Genomic DNA, 17,074 nt, shown 5'->3' with positions numbered 1-17,074 from the left:
TCAATGGAACGTACTTTCAAGGACAATGTCCTTGTAAAAAGCGTTAAATTACCTAACGGTCTCAAAAATATGGAGTACACGTTTTATAACGCCTCTAAATTAACCAGTATAAGAAATATTCCCGCGCATTTAGAAGATGCAGTTCATTGTCCTATTTATGGAACCCCATTCCTGAAGAATCAGCCAGATGGAGTTGTTTATTTCTCTGATTGGGCTGTGTCTGTGAAGGGAAATCCTAAGGGTACATTGACTTTTAAGGAGGGTACATACGGTATCTCTTCTGAAATAGTTTGTTATAATAACAGCGTAGGAGATGTGGTACTTCCGCAATCTCTAAAAGTACTTGGTTCAGAGGCATTCGTGAAAATTTTAATAACTAAGCTTGAAATTCCAGCTGGATGCACCACAATAGGTAGAAACGTTGCTTGCAAATGCCCATTTTTTACTAAATATATCGTTGCGGAATCAAACCCTAATTACACAGCAGTTGATGGTATACTCTACAGTAAAGACAGGAAGACATTGGAAAATTATCCTTCTGCGAAACTAGGAGAGGTATTTGTTTGTCCGTCGGGCGTTAAAGATGTAGAAGAAGCCGCCTTCAGTGGTAATCAGTATCTGAAACATATCTATTTTCAAGAAGGTGTGAAAAGTGTTAATGGTGATGCTCTCCGAGATCAACCTCTTGAGTCTGTATCTTTCCCAAGCTCATTCACTAGTAGTAGCTTACTTCTGTTTGGATGCCATAAACTCAAAGCTGTTTATTGCCATGCAACTACACCTCCATTAGCAATTTTCCCCTCAAAAGAAGTTATTAGCGAGATAACACTCTATGTTCCTGCCGAAGCTATTGATGCCTATAAAAATCATAAAGATTGGGGCGAATTCAGTCATTTCGCTGCAATTGAAAATCTACCATTCTCCATCGGCGGTAAAGATTTCGATAATGCAGCTCTTAACGTCATCAGTGCATTCCTTGATGGCGGTAACATCACTTACGATAAAGATACAAAGACGATTACCCTGGACAATGCCGTTATCAATTACCGTGGTTCAAATAATAGAGGAAGGACTAATAAATATGCTTTCTATGTAAATAGCGATGGCGTGAAGGTGAATCTTGTTGGCGACAACACTATCTCAGCAAGTGGAGCCGCAGGTGGTATGTTCTTGTACGATAATGCTGTGATCACAGGCGAAGGCAAGCTTACTGTGACAAGTGCATCTGCAACAGGCGTCTTTTTCAGAGGACCAGCAACAATCTCCGGTTGTACACTTGATGTTACTGGCTACACCCGTGGTATTGTGGGTTCTTATGTGGACATACCAAGTAAAGAAATATGGAACACCGATCTTACCATTGATAATGCCAGCGTAACGACACAGGTTACAGGCAATGGTTATCCTACCTATAACCTTAAATCGCTCACTCTCAAGGATTGTGCAATTCTTCAGCCTCAAGGCGCTTATTTCTATGCTAATAAGCATAACATTGTTTTTAGCAGAACACTCTCTGACATTAAAGATAAGATTGTCATTGGAAAGGTTGTTGACTATGGCGTGAATGTGGGCACAGTGGCAGTGAATAACACTAACAATGAAGGCATCACCGGAGAGGGCATCAGCGGCTGGGTGAGCTACGATCCTGACACCAAGACGCTCACCCTGCACAATGCTACTATCAGCAGTGATAAGCCTCTCAAGTACAGTGTGATATACTTTAGTGAAGATGACATGACGCTAAATCTCGTAGGAAACAACAGCGTGAGCACCAGCGGAGACATGGTTAATGCAATTACATTCTATGGAAACGGAACTATTACGGGTAGCGGAAAACTCACTGCGAGATGTGATAAAGATGAAGCCATAGCCTTAGGAGGAAACACAACGATTTCCAACTGTACGCTCGACATCAAATCTAACTACGCATGTATTTTTGGAAAATATAAATATATTGCAAGAAATTCTTATTGGTTATCTGATGTAGTTATCGATAATGCCAATATCACTGCAGAAACTCAGGAGGATCAACAACCATTGTTGCATTTCAAATCGCTCGCACTCAAGAATTGCGGCATAGTTGACCCTGCTGGTGCAGCTTTCAATGCTGAGAAACATCAGATTATAGGAAAGAACGGCAATGTAGTAACAGGCAAGATTGTCATCAGCAACTCGACTGCAGCCACCGGCGACATCAACGCCGACGGCCAGGTGAACGTGACCGACGTCACCGCCCTCATCAACCGCGTGCTGGGCACTGCCAGCTATAGCGACGCCGTGTGCGACCTCAACGGCGACGGCGTGGTCAATGTGAGCGATGTGACTGCCCTCATCAACATCATCTTGAGCAACAACTGAGAAACACTGCATGGCGGGCCTTTAGGCCCACGCCACCACTCCTCTCCTCTCTCTCTATCTATAAAACAATCGAGTAGGAGGTAAACACTAATCATAGGGTGTTTATCTCCTATTTTCGTGTTTATTTAGTATAAATACACTTTTTCAATGATACAAGCAAATTTCGACTACACTTGTTTATCTATTTCTCCAGCAATGATTCTCAGCATAACATTGCCGGCAATCATGCGCCAGCGCTTTGAAGTATGGGACGGCAAGGCAGTTTGTACTTAATATCTACACGGAGCAACCGGCTCTTCTTGCGGATTTTAGGCTCCATCATCATTTGTATAGGGCATTGTGTTAATGAACATTAAAATCGGGGTGGGAGCTATTTCTTTTTTATATATATTTATATATATTTGCAATATAGAAATCGAAGCTCAGTTTTAACTCAAATATCTGGACAGAAATTAACCAAACAGACTCAACATTTTTAAAATTAAACAATAGACTGTATGAAAAAGTATTTACTATTAATTTTATTAGCAATGCTGCTTGTTCCGCAGACGGGATGGGCGGTAAGTTTCACCATCGACAACTTGAAGTACGAATCAATCAGTTACGATGAGGTAAAAATCGTACAAAGTCCTTCGGCATGGGGGGATGTGGTGATTCCAAACACTGTTACCTATGATGGGAAAACCTATAAGGTAACATCAATGGAACGTACTTTTAAGGACAATGTCCTTGTAAAAAGCGTTAAATTACCTGACGGTCTCAAAAATATGGAGTACACGTTTAGTAATGCCGTGAATTTAACCAGTATAACAAATATTCCCGCGCATTTAGACGATGCAGTTCATTGTCCTATTAATGGAACCCCATTCCTGAAGAATCAGCCAGGTGTAGTTGTTTATTTCTCTGATTGGGCTGTGTATGTGAAGGGAAGACCTAAGGGTACATTGACTTTTAAGGAGGGTACATACGGAATCTCTACTGGTACAGTTGATAATCATATCAACGTAACAGAAGTGGTACTTCCGCAATCTCTAAAAGTACTTGGTATGGAGGCATTCACGACCATTGGAATAACTAAGCTTGAAATTCCAGCTGGATGCACCACAATAGGTGCAAACGTTGCTCGCGAATGCCCATTTTTTACTGAATATATCGTTGCGGAATCAAACCCTAAATACACGGCAGTTGATGGTGTACTCTACAGTAAAGACATGAAGACATTGGAAAATTATCCTTATGGGAAACCAGGAGAGGTATTTGTTTGTCCGTCGGGCGTTGAAAAAGTAAGAACATGCGCCTTCCTGAGTAATCAGAGGCTAAAACATATCTATTTTCAAGAAGGTTTGAAAGATATTGAAATGAATGCTCTCCGAGATCAACTTCTTGAGACTGTATCTTTCCCAAGCTCATTCACTAGTAGTAGCTTAATTCTGGGTGGATGCAAAAAACTCAAAGCTGTTTATTGCCATGCAACTACACCTCCATCAGCATATTTCCCCTCAAATGCATTTATTAGCGGGACAACACTCTACGTTCCTGCCGAAGCTATTGATGCCTATAAAAATCATGAACATTGGGGTAAACTCGCATATATCAAAGCAATTGAAAATCTACCATTTTCTATAGGCAATATAGATATCGATAATGCAGCTCTTAATGTCATTAGTGCATTCCTTGATGGCGGCAACATCACTTACGATAAAGATACAAAGACGATCACCCTGGACAATGCCGTTATCAATTACCGTGGCTTAACTAATAGAGGCTCAACTAAAGAATATGCTTTCTATGTAAATAGCGATGGCGTGAAGGTGAATCTTGTTGGCGACAACACTATCTCAGCAAGTGGAGCCGCAGGTGGTATGTTCTTGTACGATAATGCTGTGATCACAGGCGAAGGCAAGCTTACTGTGACAAGTGCATCTGCAACAGGCGTCTTTTTCAGAGGACCAGCAACAATCTCCGGTTGTACACTTGATGTTACTGGCTACACCCGTGGTATTGTGGGTTCTTATGTGGACATACCAAGTAAAGAAATATGGAACACCGATCTTACCATTGATAATGCCAGCGTAACGACACAGGTTACAGGCAATGGTTATCCTACCTATAACCTTAAATCGCTCACTCTCAAGGATTGTGCAATTCTTCAGCCTCAAGGCGCTTATTTCTATGCTAATAAGCATAACATTGTTTTTCGCAGAACACTCTCTGACATTAAAGATAAGATTGTCATTGGAAAGGTTGTTGACTATGGCGTGAATGTGGGCACAGTGGCAGTGGATAACACTAACAATGAAGACATCACCGGCGAGGGCATCAGCGGCTGGGTTAGCTACGATCCTGACACCAAGACGCTCACCCTGCACAATGCTACTATCAGCAGTGATAAGCCTCTCAGGTACAGTGTGATATACTTTAGTGAATATGACATGACGCTAAATCTCGTAGGAAACAACAGCGTGAGCACCAGCGGAGACATGGTTAAGGCAATTAAATTCTATAGAAACGGAACTATTACGGGTAGCGGAAAACTCACTGCGAGATGTGATAAAGATGTAGCCATAGTCTTAGGAGGAAACGCTACGATTTCCAACTGTACGCTCGACATCAAATCTGAAGGAGCATGTATTGCTGGAAAATATATAAACCATGCAGGAGATGCTTCTTGGGGTTCTGATGTAGTTATCGATAATGCCAATATCACTGCAGAAACTCAGGAGAATCAACCACCATTGTTGCATTTCAATTCGCTCGCACTCAAGAATTGCGGCATAGTTGACCCTGCTGGTGCAGCTTTCGATGCTGAGAAACATCAGATTATAGGAAAGAACGGCAATGAAGTAACAGGCAAGATTGTCATCAGCAACTCGACTGCAGCCACCGGCGACATCAACGCCGACGGCCAGGTGAACGTGACCGACGTCACCGCCCTCATCAACCGCGTGCTGGGCACTGCCAGCTATAGCGACGCCGTGTGCGACCTCAACGGCGACGGCGTGGTCAATGTGAGCGATGTGACTGCCCTCATCAACATCATCTTGAGCAACAACTGAGAAACACTGCATGGCGGGCCTTTAGGCCCACGCCACCACTCCTCTCCTCTCTCTAATATAAAGCAATCGAGTAGGAGGTAAACACTAATCATAGGGTGTTTATCTCCTATTTTCGTGTTTATTTAGTATAAATACACTTTTTCAATGATACAAGCAAATTTCGACTACACTTGTTTATCTATTTCTCCAGCAATGATTCTCAGCATAACATTGCCGGCAATCATGCGCCAGCGCTTTGAAGTATGGGACGGCAAGGCAGTTTGCTCTTAATATCTACACGGAGCAACCGGCTCTTCTTGCAGATTTTAGGCTATATAAAAAAACCCGTTTAGCGGTTACAAAACACAAATATTTTGACCACATTTCTAACAAATCCCAATTCTATCGGCCTCCAGAAGAGCCCATGTGGAACCATCGGTCACCACATCGGGCAGAAAAATAATTTTTGCGGTGTAATGGCTGTGCACTATCTTTGTATTTATGAAAAGGAGTGGAATGAAAAACATATTTTTATATTGTGGCGCGGGGCTGCTGTGCGTGCTGCTGGCTGCCTGCGGGGGCCACGGTGGCGGGATCTCGCTCGACGAGGCCAAGGACGACGGCATCCCCTTTCTCGAGGCCATGGGCGTCGACGTGCGACCGCTTGTGACCGACGAGCAGCTCAACCTGTGGAGCACAAATCCCGACTCGGTGCCCAAGCCCAACGTGCGGCTCAGCGACTCGCTTGCCGTGCGCCTGCTCAAGGCCCTGCCCGAGACAGGAGTGGGCCAGGACACGGCACAGGTCTACATCGTGGGGGTGCGGCCCTTGCAGCAAGGCAACGTGCTGGTGGCCTTTGTGCTGAAGCTGGGCCGCGACCAGCGCGTTGAGCTGGTGACCTACAACGAGGCCGGCACGGTGGTCGATGCCATCGATGTGGGCGTGGCCAACGGGCCCACGCGCAACGGCATGTGGAACTATCCCGACGAGGAGCGCCTGTTTTCTGACTCGATTGCCTGCCGGGTGGTCGACGGCAACGAACTCATGCTCACCCGCGTGTCGAGCTGCATCGACGCCGGCGACTCCACTGGCATGGCCGAGCCCCGATGGCGCATGGAGCGCAACTATGTGTACTCGATATTGCAAGACGGCTCGCTCGAGCTCACGCAAGCCAAGATTGTGAAGCTGCGCGGCTCGCTGGGCGACGACGACCCCTCGATTGCCGCCTTCGACATGATGGACCTGCTGCGCTACCCGCACAGCGGCCACGGCCTCATGCCCAAGCTCGACTTCCAGGCCACCAAGCCTGCCAACCGCGGCAGCCGCGACTTCATCGCGGTGGTCTACCAGCTCTACTGGCGCAACCCGCTGCCGTTTCTCACATGGCTGGGCAACAACCCTGGCAACCACGTGGAAGCGGTGTTCAAGCCACTCGTCGACAAGGGCGTGGTGCCGCGCGACCAGCTCATGCACGACATCGAGCGCGTCAAGAGTCCCGAGGCCCGTCGCCAGCTGCAAGAGCGCCTGGGCAGTGCCGGGGTGCAGCAGGGCGGCGCTCTGGCCGCATTGTAGTGCGGCGTGCAGTGAAAAACGCTACACACTATGAGCGGTAATCTATAATCTTTTTGTAACTTTGCGGTAGATTTTACAATCTTCTATGATAGAACGGCATGTATTGATCGACAGCGTTGACCCAGTGGTTTTCTACGGGGTGAACAACGCCAATATCCAACTCATACGCAACCTCTTTCCCAAGCTGCGCATGGCTGCCCGCGGCAGCGTGATCACCGTGATAGGCGACGATGAGGAGACAGCTCACTTCGAGCACAAGATAAAGGAGCTTGAGGCCTATTGCCTCAAGTACAACAAGCTCACCGAAGACGTGATACTCGACACCGTCAAGGGCCAGCCGCCCAAGGAGCTCAAGATGGACGACGTGATCGTGTATGGCGTGAACGGCAAGCCCATCTCGGGCCGCACCCCCAACCAGCAGCTGCTGGTGAAAACCTTCGGCGAAAACGACCTCACCTTTGCCCTGGGCCCTGCCGGCACGGGCAAGACCTATCTGGCAGTGGCACTGGCCGTGCGGGCGCTCAAGAACAAAGAGGTGCGCAAGATCATTCTCTCGCGCCCGGCTGTGGAGGCCGGCGAGAAGCTGGGTTTCCTGCCTGGCGACATGAAGGAGAAAATCGACCCCTACCTGCAACCGCTCTACGACGCACTCGAAGACATGATACCCGGCGCCAAGCTGCGCGAGCTCATGGAGGGCGACGTGATACAGATAGCACCGCTGGCCTTCATGCGCGGCCGCACGCTCAACGACGCCATCATCGTGCTCGACGAGGCGCAGAACACGACCACTCACCAAATCAAGATGTTTCTCACCCGCCTGGGCATGGGCAGCAAGATGATCGTAACGGGCGACACCACCCAGATCGACCTGCCCCGCAGCACGCCATCGGGCCTGGTGCAGGCGCTCAAGATACTGCACAGGGTGAAAGGCATAGGCATCGTCGAGTTTGAGAAAAAAGACATCGTGCGCCACGCCCTGGTGCAACGCATCGTCGAGGCCTATGAGCGCCACGAGGCCATGGTCAAGCAGCAAGCCCGCGACGAGGCCAGCCAGTAGCCTGCCACGCCCAGTATATTACACACATACTATCGCGACATCATCGACTTAACAAATAAAACAAACAAAAACAAAATGGCTAACACATTAGTTCACACCGATTTTCATTTTGAAGGTCAAAAGAGTGTTTATCATGGCAAAGTGCGCGACGTGTACAACATCGACGACGACATCCTGGTGATGGTGGCTACCGACCGCATCTCGGCATTCGACGTCGTCCTGCCCAAGGGCATTCCCTGCAAGGGCCAGGTGCTCAACCAGATCGCCGCTCAGTTTCTCGACGCCACGGCCGACATCGTGCCCAACTGGAAGCTGGCCACCCCCGACCCCATGGTCACCGTGGGTCTCAAGTGCGAAGGCTTCCCCGTTGAGATGATCATACGCGGCATTCTCACCGGCAGTGCCTGGCGTGCCTACAAGGAAGGCTGCCGCGAGCTGTGCGGCGTGCGTCTGCCCGAGGGCATGCGCGAGAACCAGCGCTTTGCCGAGCCCATCATCACTCCCACCACCAAGGCTGCCAGCGGCCACGACGAGAACATCTCCAAGGAGGAAATCATTGCCCAGGGCCTCATCGGCAAAGACGACTATGAGACGGTAGAGCGCTACACCCGCGCCCTGTACAAGCGCGGCAGCGAGATTGCCGCCAGCAAGGGCCTGATACTGGTCGACACCAAGTATGAGTTTGGCAAGCGCGACGGCAAGGTGATACTCATGGACGAGATACACACGCCCGACTCGTCACGCTACTTCTATGCCGACGGCTATGAGGAGAAACTGGAAAAGGGCGAGCCGCAGAAGCAACTGAGCAAGGAGTTTGTGCGCCAGTGGCTCATCGAGCACGACTTCATGGGCAAGCCCGGCCAGCAAGTGCCCGAGATGACCGATGCCTATTGCGAGTCGGTGGCCGAGCGCTACATCGAGCTCTACGAGGACATCACCGGCAAACACTTCGAGCGCAACGACCAGCAAGGCGTCGACCTGGCCGCACGCATCGAGACCAACGTGAAAAATTACTTGAAAACCCGTTAACCATCATCACCCACTGCGCAACTTGCCGCAACAGGCTTGAGGGCCCACGGCGGCGGGTTGCGCTGTTTTGTTTCTCTACACTACACTTTTAAAAGCATGGACAACAAGGTAGAACACATCATGCCCTATGGCGACAAGCAAGGCAAAACCCAGCAAGTGCAGGCAATGTTCGACAGCATCGCCCCGGCCTACGACTTCATGAATCGGGCCATGACCATGGGCATCGACAAGTGGTGGCGCAAGGTGGCTTGCAAACTGGTGGCAGCCGCGCATCCGGCCCACATTCTCGACGTGGCCACAGGCACAGGCGACTTTGCTGTCAAGCTCTACGACACCATTCACCCCGCCACGCTCACCGGCATCGACCTGAGCGAGGGCATGCTCGACGTGGCCCGCCGCAAGGTCGAGGCCCTGCACCTGGAGCAGCACATCACCTTTGAGCAGGGCAACAGCCTGCACATGCGCTATGCCGACGGCACCTTCGACGCCGTGACAGTGGCCTTCGGGGTACGCAACTTCGAGCACATCGACCAGGGCTACAAGGAGATGTACCGCGTCATGCGGCCTGGCGGCCTGCTGTGTGTGGTCGAGCTGTCGACCCCCCGCAACGCGCTGGTGCGCTTCTTCTACAACCTCTATGCCATGCACGTCATTCCGTTTTTCGGCTCGCTCAAGAGCGGCGACAAGAGTGCCTACCGGTATCTGCCCGAGAGCATTGCCGCCGTGCCGCAAGGCCAGGCCATGCTCGAGCTCATGCGCCAGGCCGGCTTCGGGCACTGCAGCGTGCGGCGCCTCACGCTGGGCACCTGTTCAATCTACACGGCTGTGAAGTAGCACACACACACTTCAGAATTTGGCTTTTGACTCAACAGTGACCTCCTTGTGAGTGACAGGATGGACAAAGGCGATGCTCTCGGCATGCAGGCACAAGCGACTGCCGGCTGTGCCATAGAGCATGTCGCCCACGATGGGTGCGTTGAGTCCGCCAGGATGTGAGGCGTGCACCCGCAACTGGTGGGTGCGGCCGGTGAGGGGATAGAAGGCAATGCGCGTGGTGCCGTCGTGGCCACGCTTGATCACTTTCCAGCGGGTCACAGCCGGCTTGCCGTGGCGCGGGTCCACCAACTGCCGCGGGCGGTCGTCGATATCGGGCCGCAACGGCAGGTCGATCACGCCCGTCTCGCCCTGCACCTGGCCTGCCACGACAGCCGTGTAGCGCTTCTTGATGCTGTGCTCGGCAAACTGGCGTTGCAGCTCCTTGTGCACCTCCTTGGTTTTGGCCACAAGCACGAGACCCGACGTCATCTGGTCGAGACGATGCACGACGAGCGGCCCTGTGGCCTGAGGCAACAGCTGCCTGAGGCGGTCGAGCAGCGAGACGGCACACTGCTTGCCTGGCACTGTGGGCATGCCGGCCGGCTTGTCGACGACCATTATCCATGGGTCGTCGTACACGATGTCGAGACGCTCACCGTCGACCGTTTCAGCACTTGGCTGGGCAAGAGGATTGCTCTCCACATCGAGCCCCTGCAACATGAAGTCGAGCAAGGGGCGGCACTTGCTTTGGCAAGCAGGATAGTAGTGGCCGTGGTGCCGCACCTCGCCCACCGGCGAGCGGCCATACCAGAACTCGGCCATGCACACGGGCTGCAAGTGGTGGCCGTAGGCATATTGCAGCAGCTTGGGCCCACAGCACTCTCCCGTGCCGGCAGGCGGCAGCCGCTTGCAGCCGTAGTAGCTGGAAAACACGTCGACCAGATCTTTGCGCTCACCGCGCGCGTTGCTCACTACAAAGAGACGGAATATGCGCTCCTGCAGCGCCTCGCTCATGGTCTTGCGCCGTTGCTTGAGCTGCGCCACGCGACTCTCGTGCTCCTCGAGCCGGGCACGCTCGGCATCAATCTCCCGTGCACTGGCGCGCTTAATGCGCTTGAGCTCGGCCTTCTGGTACTGGCTCTCGGCAATGAGCGCCTGCTCTTGCTGCGGCTTGAGACTGCCGTTGGCCCGCATGGCATCGCGCAGCTGCTTGGAGGCCCGCATGGTGCTTTTCCACTGCGCCACGTGGACACGGCACTGCATCTCAAGCTCCTCGATGCGGCGCTGGCAGGCAGCGGCCTGCCCGTCGTGCTCGAGCTGAGCAATGACGTGATTGAGGTGGGTGATCGCGGCCTCGCCGCGCCTGAACTCGCCCCTGGGCTGCAACAGGTCGTAGACGGGCGGCACAAAGTAGTCCCAATCGTTGCTGTGACACAAGTTGCCCGAGAAGGCGGCCAGATAACCCAGCCCGTTGTCGCCAGTCACCACCAGCACGCCCAGCATCTTGCCTGCCTGCAACTCATGGCGCCACTCGACACGGGTGGCCACGTAGCGCATCACCTCGCCGGCGGCAGCCACAGCCAGCGGGTGGGGCACATAGTGAAAAGGAAACGTGAACTGCGCGGGCAGCTCGATGCCGCTCACGCTGGTGTGAAACCGATGTATCCTGTCATTGCTCATTGGCTCAAGCATGTGAAAAAAAGTCATCGCTGTCGATTTCCATAAATCGCCAGCCGCACTGTTTCATGTCGACGTGCCCGTTGGGCTTGAACAGCACCCCCTCGGCCTCGAGCAGCTGCCGCTGTCCTGGCCAGTGCGGTGCCAGGCGTCCCGCGCTGTTCACCACGCGGTGGCAGGGCATGTGAGGGCCGTCGCTGGCAGTGCGCAGCACGCGTCCCACCAGGCGGGAGTTGCGGGGCCGCCCTATCAAGAAGGCAATTTGCCCGTAGCTCACCACCTTGCCCCGCGGGATGGCTGCAATCACGCTCATCACCTCGCGCCTGAAAGCCTCATAGTCTACACGCATTGCAAGCATCGCCGTTGGTGACATCAATAAGGGGGAGACCAATGAGCTTCGCTGGTTGAGATCGGGTGAGGTCATGCTTCTTAAACTCCTCGCTCATGATCATTCCAAAGCTCTTATTTTTCATATCTTTTGCATGCTGTTCTTGTTTTACAAAGATAAACAAAAAAATTCCATCTACGTGAAGCCTCGGGCTCGAAAAACAACATTGGAACTCATGTGCGCATCAATCAAGTTGTTTCTTGCTACTTGCAACAGCTGTTGATTCTGCTTGTTGACCCGTTTTTACGCATTCTTCTTGGACATGCGCTCGCCGGTGAAACATTTTTTGCACTATCTTTGCACCCAAAAATAGACACAAGAGAAATATGGAAAATCTACCACAAGACCCGATGATACTGTTGAGCTACGTCAACACCGAGCTGCGCGACAACTGCGCCTCGCTCGACGACTTCTGCCACCTGCACAACGTCGACAAGGCCGCCCTCATGAGCAAACTCAAGGCGGCAGGCTTTGAGTACAACGCCGAGCTCAAGAAGTTTTGGTAAGGCAGCTGGTCATATTGCTGGCGCTGCTGCTGGCAACCGGCGTGGCTGCCAGGGGCCAGACGGTGGTCAACACCGAGAGCGGCCCGGTGCAGAGCGTGACATCGAGCGCGGAGTGCGAGGTGTTTCGCGGCATCCCCTATGCTGCCCCGCCCGTGGGCGAGCTGCGGTGGCGAGCCCCGCAGCCGGCAACGCCGTGGGACACGGTGCGCCTGTGCAGCGACTGGGGGCCCATGTGCTACCCCATGATGTGGGCGCGGCGCGGCAACTTCTATGCCATGGAGTATCGCGACACCACGGCCCACGTGAGGGTGAGTGAGGACTGCCTCTACCTCAACATCTGGATTCCCAAGGGCGAGCGCCAGCGCCTGCCGGTGATGGTGTGGATACACGGCGGTGCCTTCTGGTCGGGTCGGGCCTCGGCGCGTGAGTTCTGGGGCGACAGCCTCGTCGCTCACGGCGTGATACTGGTCACCGTGGGCTACCGCCTGGCCACGGCAGGCTTCATGGCCCACCCCGACCTGGCGCGCGAGGCGGGCACCCCTGGCTCGGGCAACTACGGGCTCATGGACCAGATTGCCGCCCTGCGCTGGGTGAGGCGCAACATTGCCGCCTTTGGCGGCGACTCGACCAATGTCACCCTCTTCGGCGAGAGCGCCGGGGCGGGCAGCGTGCAGGCCCTCGTCTCGTCGCCCCTGTGCAAGGGCCTGATCGACAAGGCCATCATGCAGAGCGGCGGCGGCTACCGCAACATCATCTTCCCAGTGGGGCGGCGCTGGTCGCAAAACTTCGGGAAGTCGCTCATGAAATATGCCCGCTGCCCGAGCATCGACTCGCTGCGCCGCGTGCCCATCATGACACTCAACAGCCTGGTGCTCAAACTCAGCCGCCGTCACCTCAAGATACCCTTTGTGTGGCCCACCATCGACGGCCAAGTCATCACCGAGTCGTTTGGCGAGGCCACGCGCCGCAAGCACGTGCTGCCCATCCCCTACATGATAGGCTACAACCGCAACGACCTGGTCAAGCCCGTGATGCGCCGCGCCGCCCGCAAGTGGGCCCTCATGGAGAACGCTGCCGGCAATCCCACCTGGGTGTACTGCTTCGACCGCGGCCTGCCAGGCGACAAGATGAAGAAGCCCGGCAACTCGGGAGCACGGCACACGGCCGAGATACGCTACGTGTTTGGCACCCTGGCATCGAGCTGGCGTCCCTGGCGCAAGGGCGACTGGCAGCTGAGCCAGCTCATGATCAGGTACTGGACCAACTTTGCCAAGACCGGCAATCCCAACGGCGAGGGTCTGCCCCAGTGGCGCCCCTACACGCACGACGATAAATGTGAAAAACATTTTGATATCACCGAAAAATAATAGTATATTTGCATTAATATCTCTATCAATCAATATTATGGATTACAAAACCTTACGTAAACGCGCCCTCATCAGCGACGCCGTGTGCATCGTCATAGCTGCTGCCGTGCTCTATGCAGGTTCCAATTTCCAGCTGCCGCAATGGTTGCCCATTCTGGGGCTCCTTGTGGCCCTGGCTGCGCTCATCGTGTCGCTGCGCTACTCGCGGCAGTACCGCAAGCTCGAGCGCGCGGCCCTCGAGCAGCGGGCTCGGCAAGCCGACAGCCTGGCACGACAGCAGGCAAGCGAGACCCACAGTGAAAGTGAAACAAACCAAGAGAAGGAGGTCAAAGATGCTTAAATTCATATCATGGAACGTAAACGGCCTGCGTGCAGTCGTGGGCAAGGGCTTCAAAGAAGCCTTCGAGCAACTCGACGCCGACTTCTTCTGCCTGCAGGAAACCAAGATGCAGGCCGGGCAGCTCGACCTCGCCTTCGACGGCTATAAGAGCTACTGGAACTATGCCGAGAAGAAAGGCTACAGCGGCACGGCCATCTTCACCCGTCACACCCCGCTGGCCGTGACCTATGGCATGGGCATCGACGAGCACGACCACGAGGGGCGCATGATCACCCTCGAGATGCCCGAGTTCTATCTCGTGTGCGTCTACACGCCCAACAGCCAGGACGGCCTGCGCCGCCTCGACTACCGCATGACGTGGGAAACCGACTTTCGCAACTACCTGCTGGCGCTCGACAAGAAGAAACCCGTGATCGCATGCGGCGACATGAATGTGGCTCACGAGGAAATCGACCTCAAGAACCCGAAGACCAACCGCAAGAACGCCGGCTTCACCGACCAGGAACGAGAGAAAATGACCCAGCTGCTCGACGCCGGCTTCACCGACAGCTTCCGCTATTTCTACCCCGATCTCGAGGGGGTGTACTCCTGGTGGAGCTACCGCTTCCGTGCCCGCGAGAAGAACGCCGGCTGGCGCATCGACTACTTTATAGTGAGCAACCGCCTCGCTCCCATGATGCAAGGCGCCTCGATACACAACGAGATCTACGGCAGCGACCACTGCCCCGTGGAGCTTGTGATGAAGTGAGGCCACAGCGCCACTCTGTACACGATATTCTTTATCTTAAAAATTCACGTTACACCATCTCAGACCAAGAAATCTTTTTCAACAATGAGAACAGCAATTGCATTATTTTTAGCTATCATGGCAATATCGCACATGGGCGCGCAACCGAAGCGCGCCTTCACCATTGCCGACCTCTACCGCGTGCAGAGCGTGTCGGGCCTCAACCTCTCGCCCGACGGCAAGACGCTGGCCTTTGCCGTCACCAAGAAGGACCTCAAGGCACACAAGTCGGCAACCGCAATACAAATCATGAACCTTGCCGCCAAGGGAGCGCCCGCCTTCAAGCCCATGACCGAGGGCAAGTCGAGCGGAGCGCAATATAGCCCCGACGGCAAGTGGATATACTACAACGGCACGGCCACAACGCTCGACGACGACGGCAAGGAGAACAAGACGCCACAGGTGTTTCGCTGCAACGTGGCCACAGGCGCCGTCGAGCAGGTGACACAATATCCACTCGGCGTGAGCGGCGCTGTGCTCAGCCCCGACGGCAACCTGCTGGCCTTTGCCGCCCAAGTCTATCCCGACCTGGGAGGAGCCGACGGCAAGGCCAATGCCGAGCGCGCCCGCAAGCGCGCCGAGGGCCCCGTGCAAGGCCACATCGCCGACAAACTGCTCTATCGCCACTGGACCGACTATGCCGACGGCAAGTATTCCCACATCATCGTCTACAACATCGCGGCCAAGACCTATGTCGATGTCACCCCAGGCGAGTATGTGACGCCCACCTTTGGCAACACCCCGGGCTTTGCCTTCTCGCCCGACAGCAAGGAGCTGTGCTACGTGAGCAACCACACGGCCCACCCCGAGGCCAACACCAACTGCGACCTCTACATCGTGCCCGTGACGGGCGGCCAGGCCCGCTGCATCACCGCTGCCAATGAGGCTTGGGACGGCGACCCCGCCTATTCGCCCGACGGCAAGTATATCGCCTATCGCACCCAGGCCGTGCCCGGCCACGAGAGCGACCGCTTCCGCCTGGCCCTCTACGACCGTGCCACGGGCGCCAAGACCCTGCTCACCGAGAACCTCGACAACTGGGTCGACGCCTACAAGTGGATGCCCGACAGCCGCACCATCTACTTCATCGTCGAGGAAACCGGCGAGAAGCCCCTCTACAAGGTCGACATCAAGAGCGGCAAGTGGGCCAAGGTGATACCCGACCGCGCCATCTTCGACTTTGCCGTGGCCCCCGACGGCTACATCTACTACACCTACTCGACCACCGGCAAGCCCGTGGCCCTGTACCGCAGCAAGGACGGACGCAAGGAGCAACAGCTCACCTTCCTCAACCAGGCACTTGAAGACGAGGTCGACATTCGCCCCAGCGAGGTGATGTGGGTCGACGGCAGCGACGGCGCCAAGATTGAGTGCTTCGTTGTGAAGCCCCACAACTTCGATCCCGCCAAGAAATACCCGCTCGTGATCAACGTGCACGGCGGCCCGCAGATGCAGTGGCTCAACAGCTTCCGCGGCGACTGGCAGGTGTATCCCGGTGCCGGCTACGTCGTGGCCTACCCCAACCCCCACGGCTCCACGGGCTATGGCCAAGCCTTCACCACAGCCATCTCGGGCGACTGGGGCGGCAAGCCCTACCAGGATGTGATGGCCGTGACCGAGGCACTGAGCAAGCTCCCCTATGTCGACGCTACCCGCATGGGCGCCATGGGCTGGAGCTATGGCGGCTACTTCATGAACTGGCTCCAGGGCCATGAGCACCCCTTCAAGTGCCTGGCCTCGATGATGGGCCTCTACGACCTGCGCAGCATGTGGGGCGCCACCGAGGAGCTGTGGTTCCCCAACTTCGACCTCAAGGGCCAGCCCTGGAACAGCGACTTGTACCAAAAGTTCTCGCCCTCCAACTATGTGAGCAACTTCAAGACGCCCACGCTCATCATCACCGGCGAGCGCGACTACCGCGTGAGCTACACCCAGAGTCTGCAATACTTCTCGGTGCTCCAAACCCTGGGCATCCCCTCGCGCCTCATCATCTTCAGCAACGACGGCCACTGGCCCGACGAGCTCAACTCGATGCCCGTGTACTACAACGCCCACCTCGAGTGGTTCCACAAGTACCTGGGCGGCGACCCCGCTCCGTGGGACACCAAGAAGATGATGGACAACGACGTGCAGTATTGACCT

13 protein-coding genes are annotated in these 17,074 nt (G+C 54.4%); 11 read left to right on the top strand and 2 right to left on the bottom strand.

Going from position 1 to position 17,074, the window contains the following annotated elements; all coding sequences use genetic code 11:
- Positions 1-3 precede the first annotated feature (3 nt).
- From GF423_RS08545 to ubiE, 6 genes are all read left to right on the top strand, one after another.
- Positions 4-2,358, top strand: a complete 2,355-nt coding sequence (locus GF423_RS08545) for a leucine-rich repeat protein (RefSeq protein ID WP_154327948.1) — start codon at positions 4-6, stop codon at positions 2,356-2,358.
- A 497-nt stretch (positions 2,359-2,855) separates the two neighbouring features.
- On the top strand, positions 2,856-5,414 hold the full coding sequence (locus GF423_RS08540; RefSeq protein WP_154327947.1) for a leucine-rich repeat protein: 2,559 nt from the start codon (positions 2,856-2,858) through the stop codon (positions 5,412-5,414).
- Between the two features lie 495 nt (positions 5,415-5,909).
- Complete coding sequence (locus GF423_RS08535; protein WP_154327946.1) at positions 5,910-6,965, top strand: hypothetical protein; 1,056 nt, start codon at positions 5,910-5,912, stop codon at positions 6,963-6,965.
- An 85-nt stretch (positions 6,966-7,050) separates the two neighbouring features.
- A complete protein-coding gene (locus GF423_RS08530; protein ID WP_154327945.1) occupies positions 7,051-8,022 on the top strand; it encodes a PhoH family protein in 972 nt (323 codons plus the stop codon).
- Between the two features lie 75 nt (positions 8,023-8,097).
- Positions 8,098-9,051: a phosphoribosylaminoimidazolesuccinocarboxamide synthase gene (locus GF423_RS08525; RefSeq protein WP_154327944.1), complete on the top strand. Its 954-nt coding sequence runs from the start codon at positions 8,098-8,100 to the stop codon at positions 9,049-9,051.
- Positions 9,052-9,147: 96 nt separating this feature from the next.
- Entirely contained in the window at positions 9,148-9,885 is a 738-nt protein-coding gene (ubiE, locus tag GF423_RS08520; RefSeq protein ID WP_154327943.1) for a bifunctional demethylmenaquinone methyltransferase/2-methoxy-6-polyprenyl-1,4-benzoquinol methylase UbiE, read from the top strand.
- 12 nt (positions 9,886-9,897) lie between these two features.
- Here the strand turns inward: ubiE and GF423_RS08515 are convergent, their stop codons facing one another.
- Positions 9,898-11,547, bottom strand: a complete 1,650-nt coding sequence (locus tag GF423_RS08515; protein ID WP_154327942.1) for an RluA family pseudouridine synthase — start codon at positions 11,545-11,547, stop codon at positions 9,898-9,900.
- 4 nt (positions 11,548-11,551) lie between these two features.
- Positions 11,552-11,893 (bottom strand): MGMT family protein, encoded by a 342-nt coding sequence (locus GF423_RS08510; RefSeq protein WP_154329022.1) that lies wholly within the window; start codon positions 11,891-11,893, stop codon positions 11,552-11,554.
- 365 nt (positions 11,894-12,258) lie between these two features.
- On the opposite strand from GF423_RS08510, the gene GF423_RS08505 reads away from it, so the two are divergent.
- The 5 genes from GF423_RS08505 (at position 12,259) to GF423_RS08485 (ending at position 17,071) form a co-directional block, all read left to right on the top strand.
- Complete coding sequence (locus GF423_RS08505; protein ID WP_154327941.1) at positions 12,259-12,438, top strand: DUF4250 domain-containing protein; 180 nt, start codon at positions 12,259-12,261, stop codon at positions 12,436-12,438.
- The gene (locus GF423_RS08500) at positions 12,432-13,805 is read left to right on the top strand and encodes a carboxylesterase/lipase family protein (RefSeq protein ID WP_154327940.1); all 1,374 of its coding nucleotides are present in this window, start codon (positions 12,432-12,434) and stop codon (positions 13,803-13,805) included. Before GF423_RS08505 ends, GF423_RS08500 begins: the two co-directional genes overlap by 7 nt.
- Before the next feature lie 37 nt (positions 13,806-13,842).
- On the top strand, positions 13,843-14,145 hold the full coding sequence (locus GF423_RS08495) for a hypothetical protein (RefSeq protein WP_154327939.1): 303 nt from the start codon (positions 13,843-13,845) through the stop codon (positions 14,143-14,145).
- Complete coding sequence (locus GF423_RS08490; protein WP_154327938.1) at positions 14,138-14,893, top strand: exodeoxyribonuclease III; 756 nt, start codon at positions 14,138-14,140, stop codon at positions 14,891-14,893. The genes GF423_RS08495 and GF423_RS08490 overlap by 8 nt, the downstream gene beginning before the upstream one ends.
- Before the next feature lie 84 nt (positions 14,894-14,977).
- Positions 14,978-17,071, top strand: coding sequence for a S9 family peptidase (locus GF423_RS08485; RefSeq protein ID WP_154327937.1), 2,094 nt, complete (start codon positions 14,978-14,980; stop codon positions 17,069-17,071).
- Positions 17,072-17,074: the final 3 nt, after the last annotated feature.

The organism is Sodaliphilus pleomorphus (genome assembly GCF_009676955.1).
Classification (GTDB): domain Bacteria; phylum Bacteroidota; class Bacteroidia; order Bacteroidales; family Muribaculaceae; genus Sodaliphilus; species Sodaliphilus pleomorphus.
This window is presented reverse-complemented; position numbering and strand designations above follow the sequence as displayed.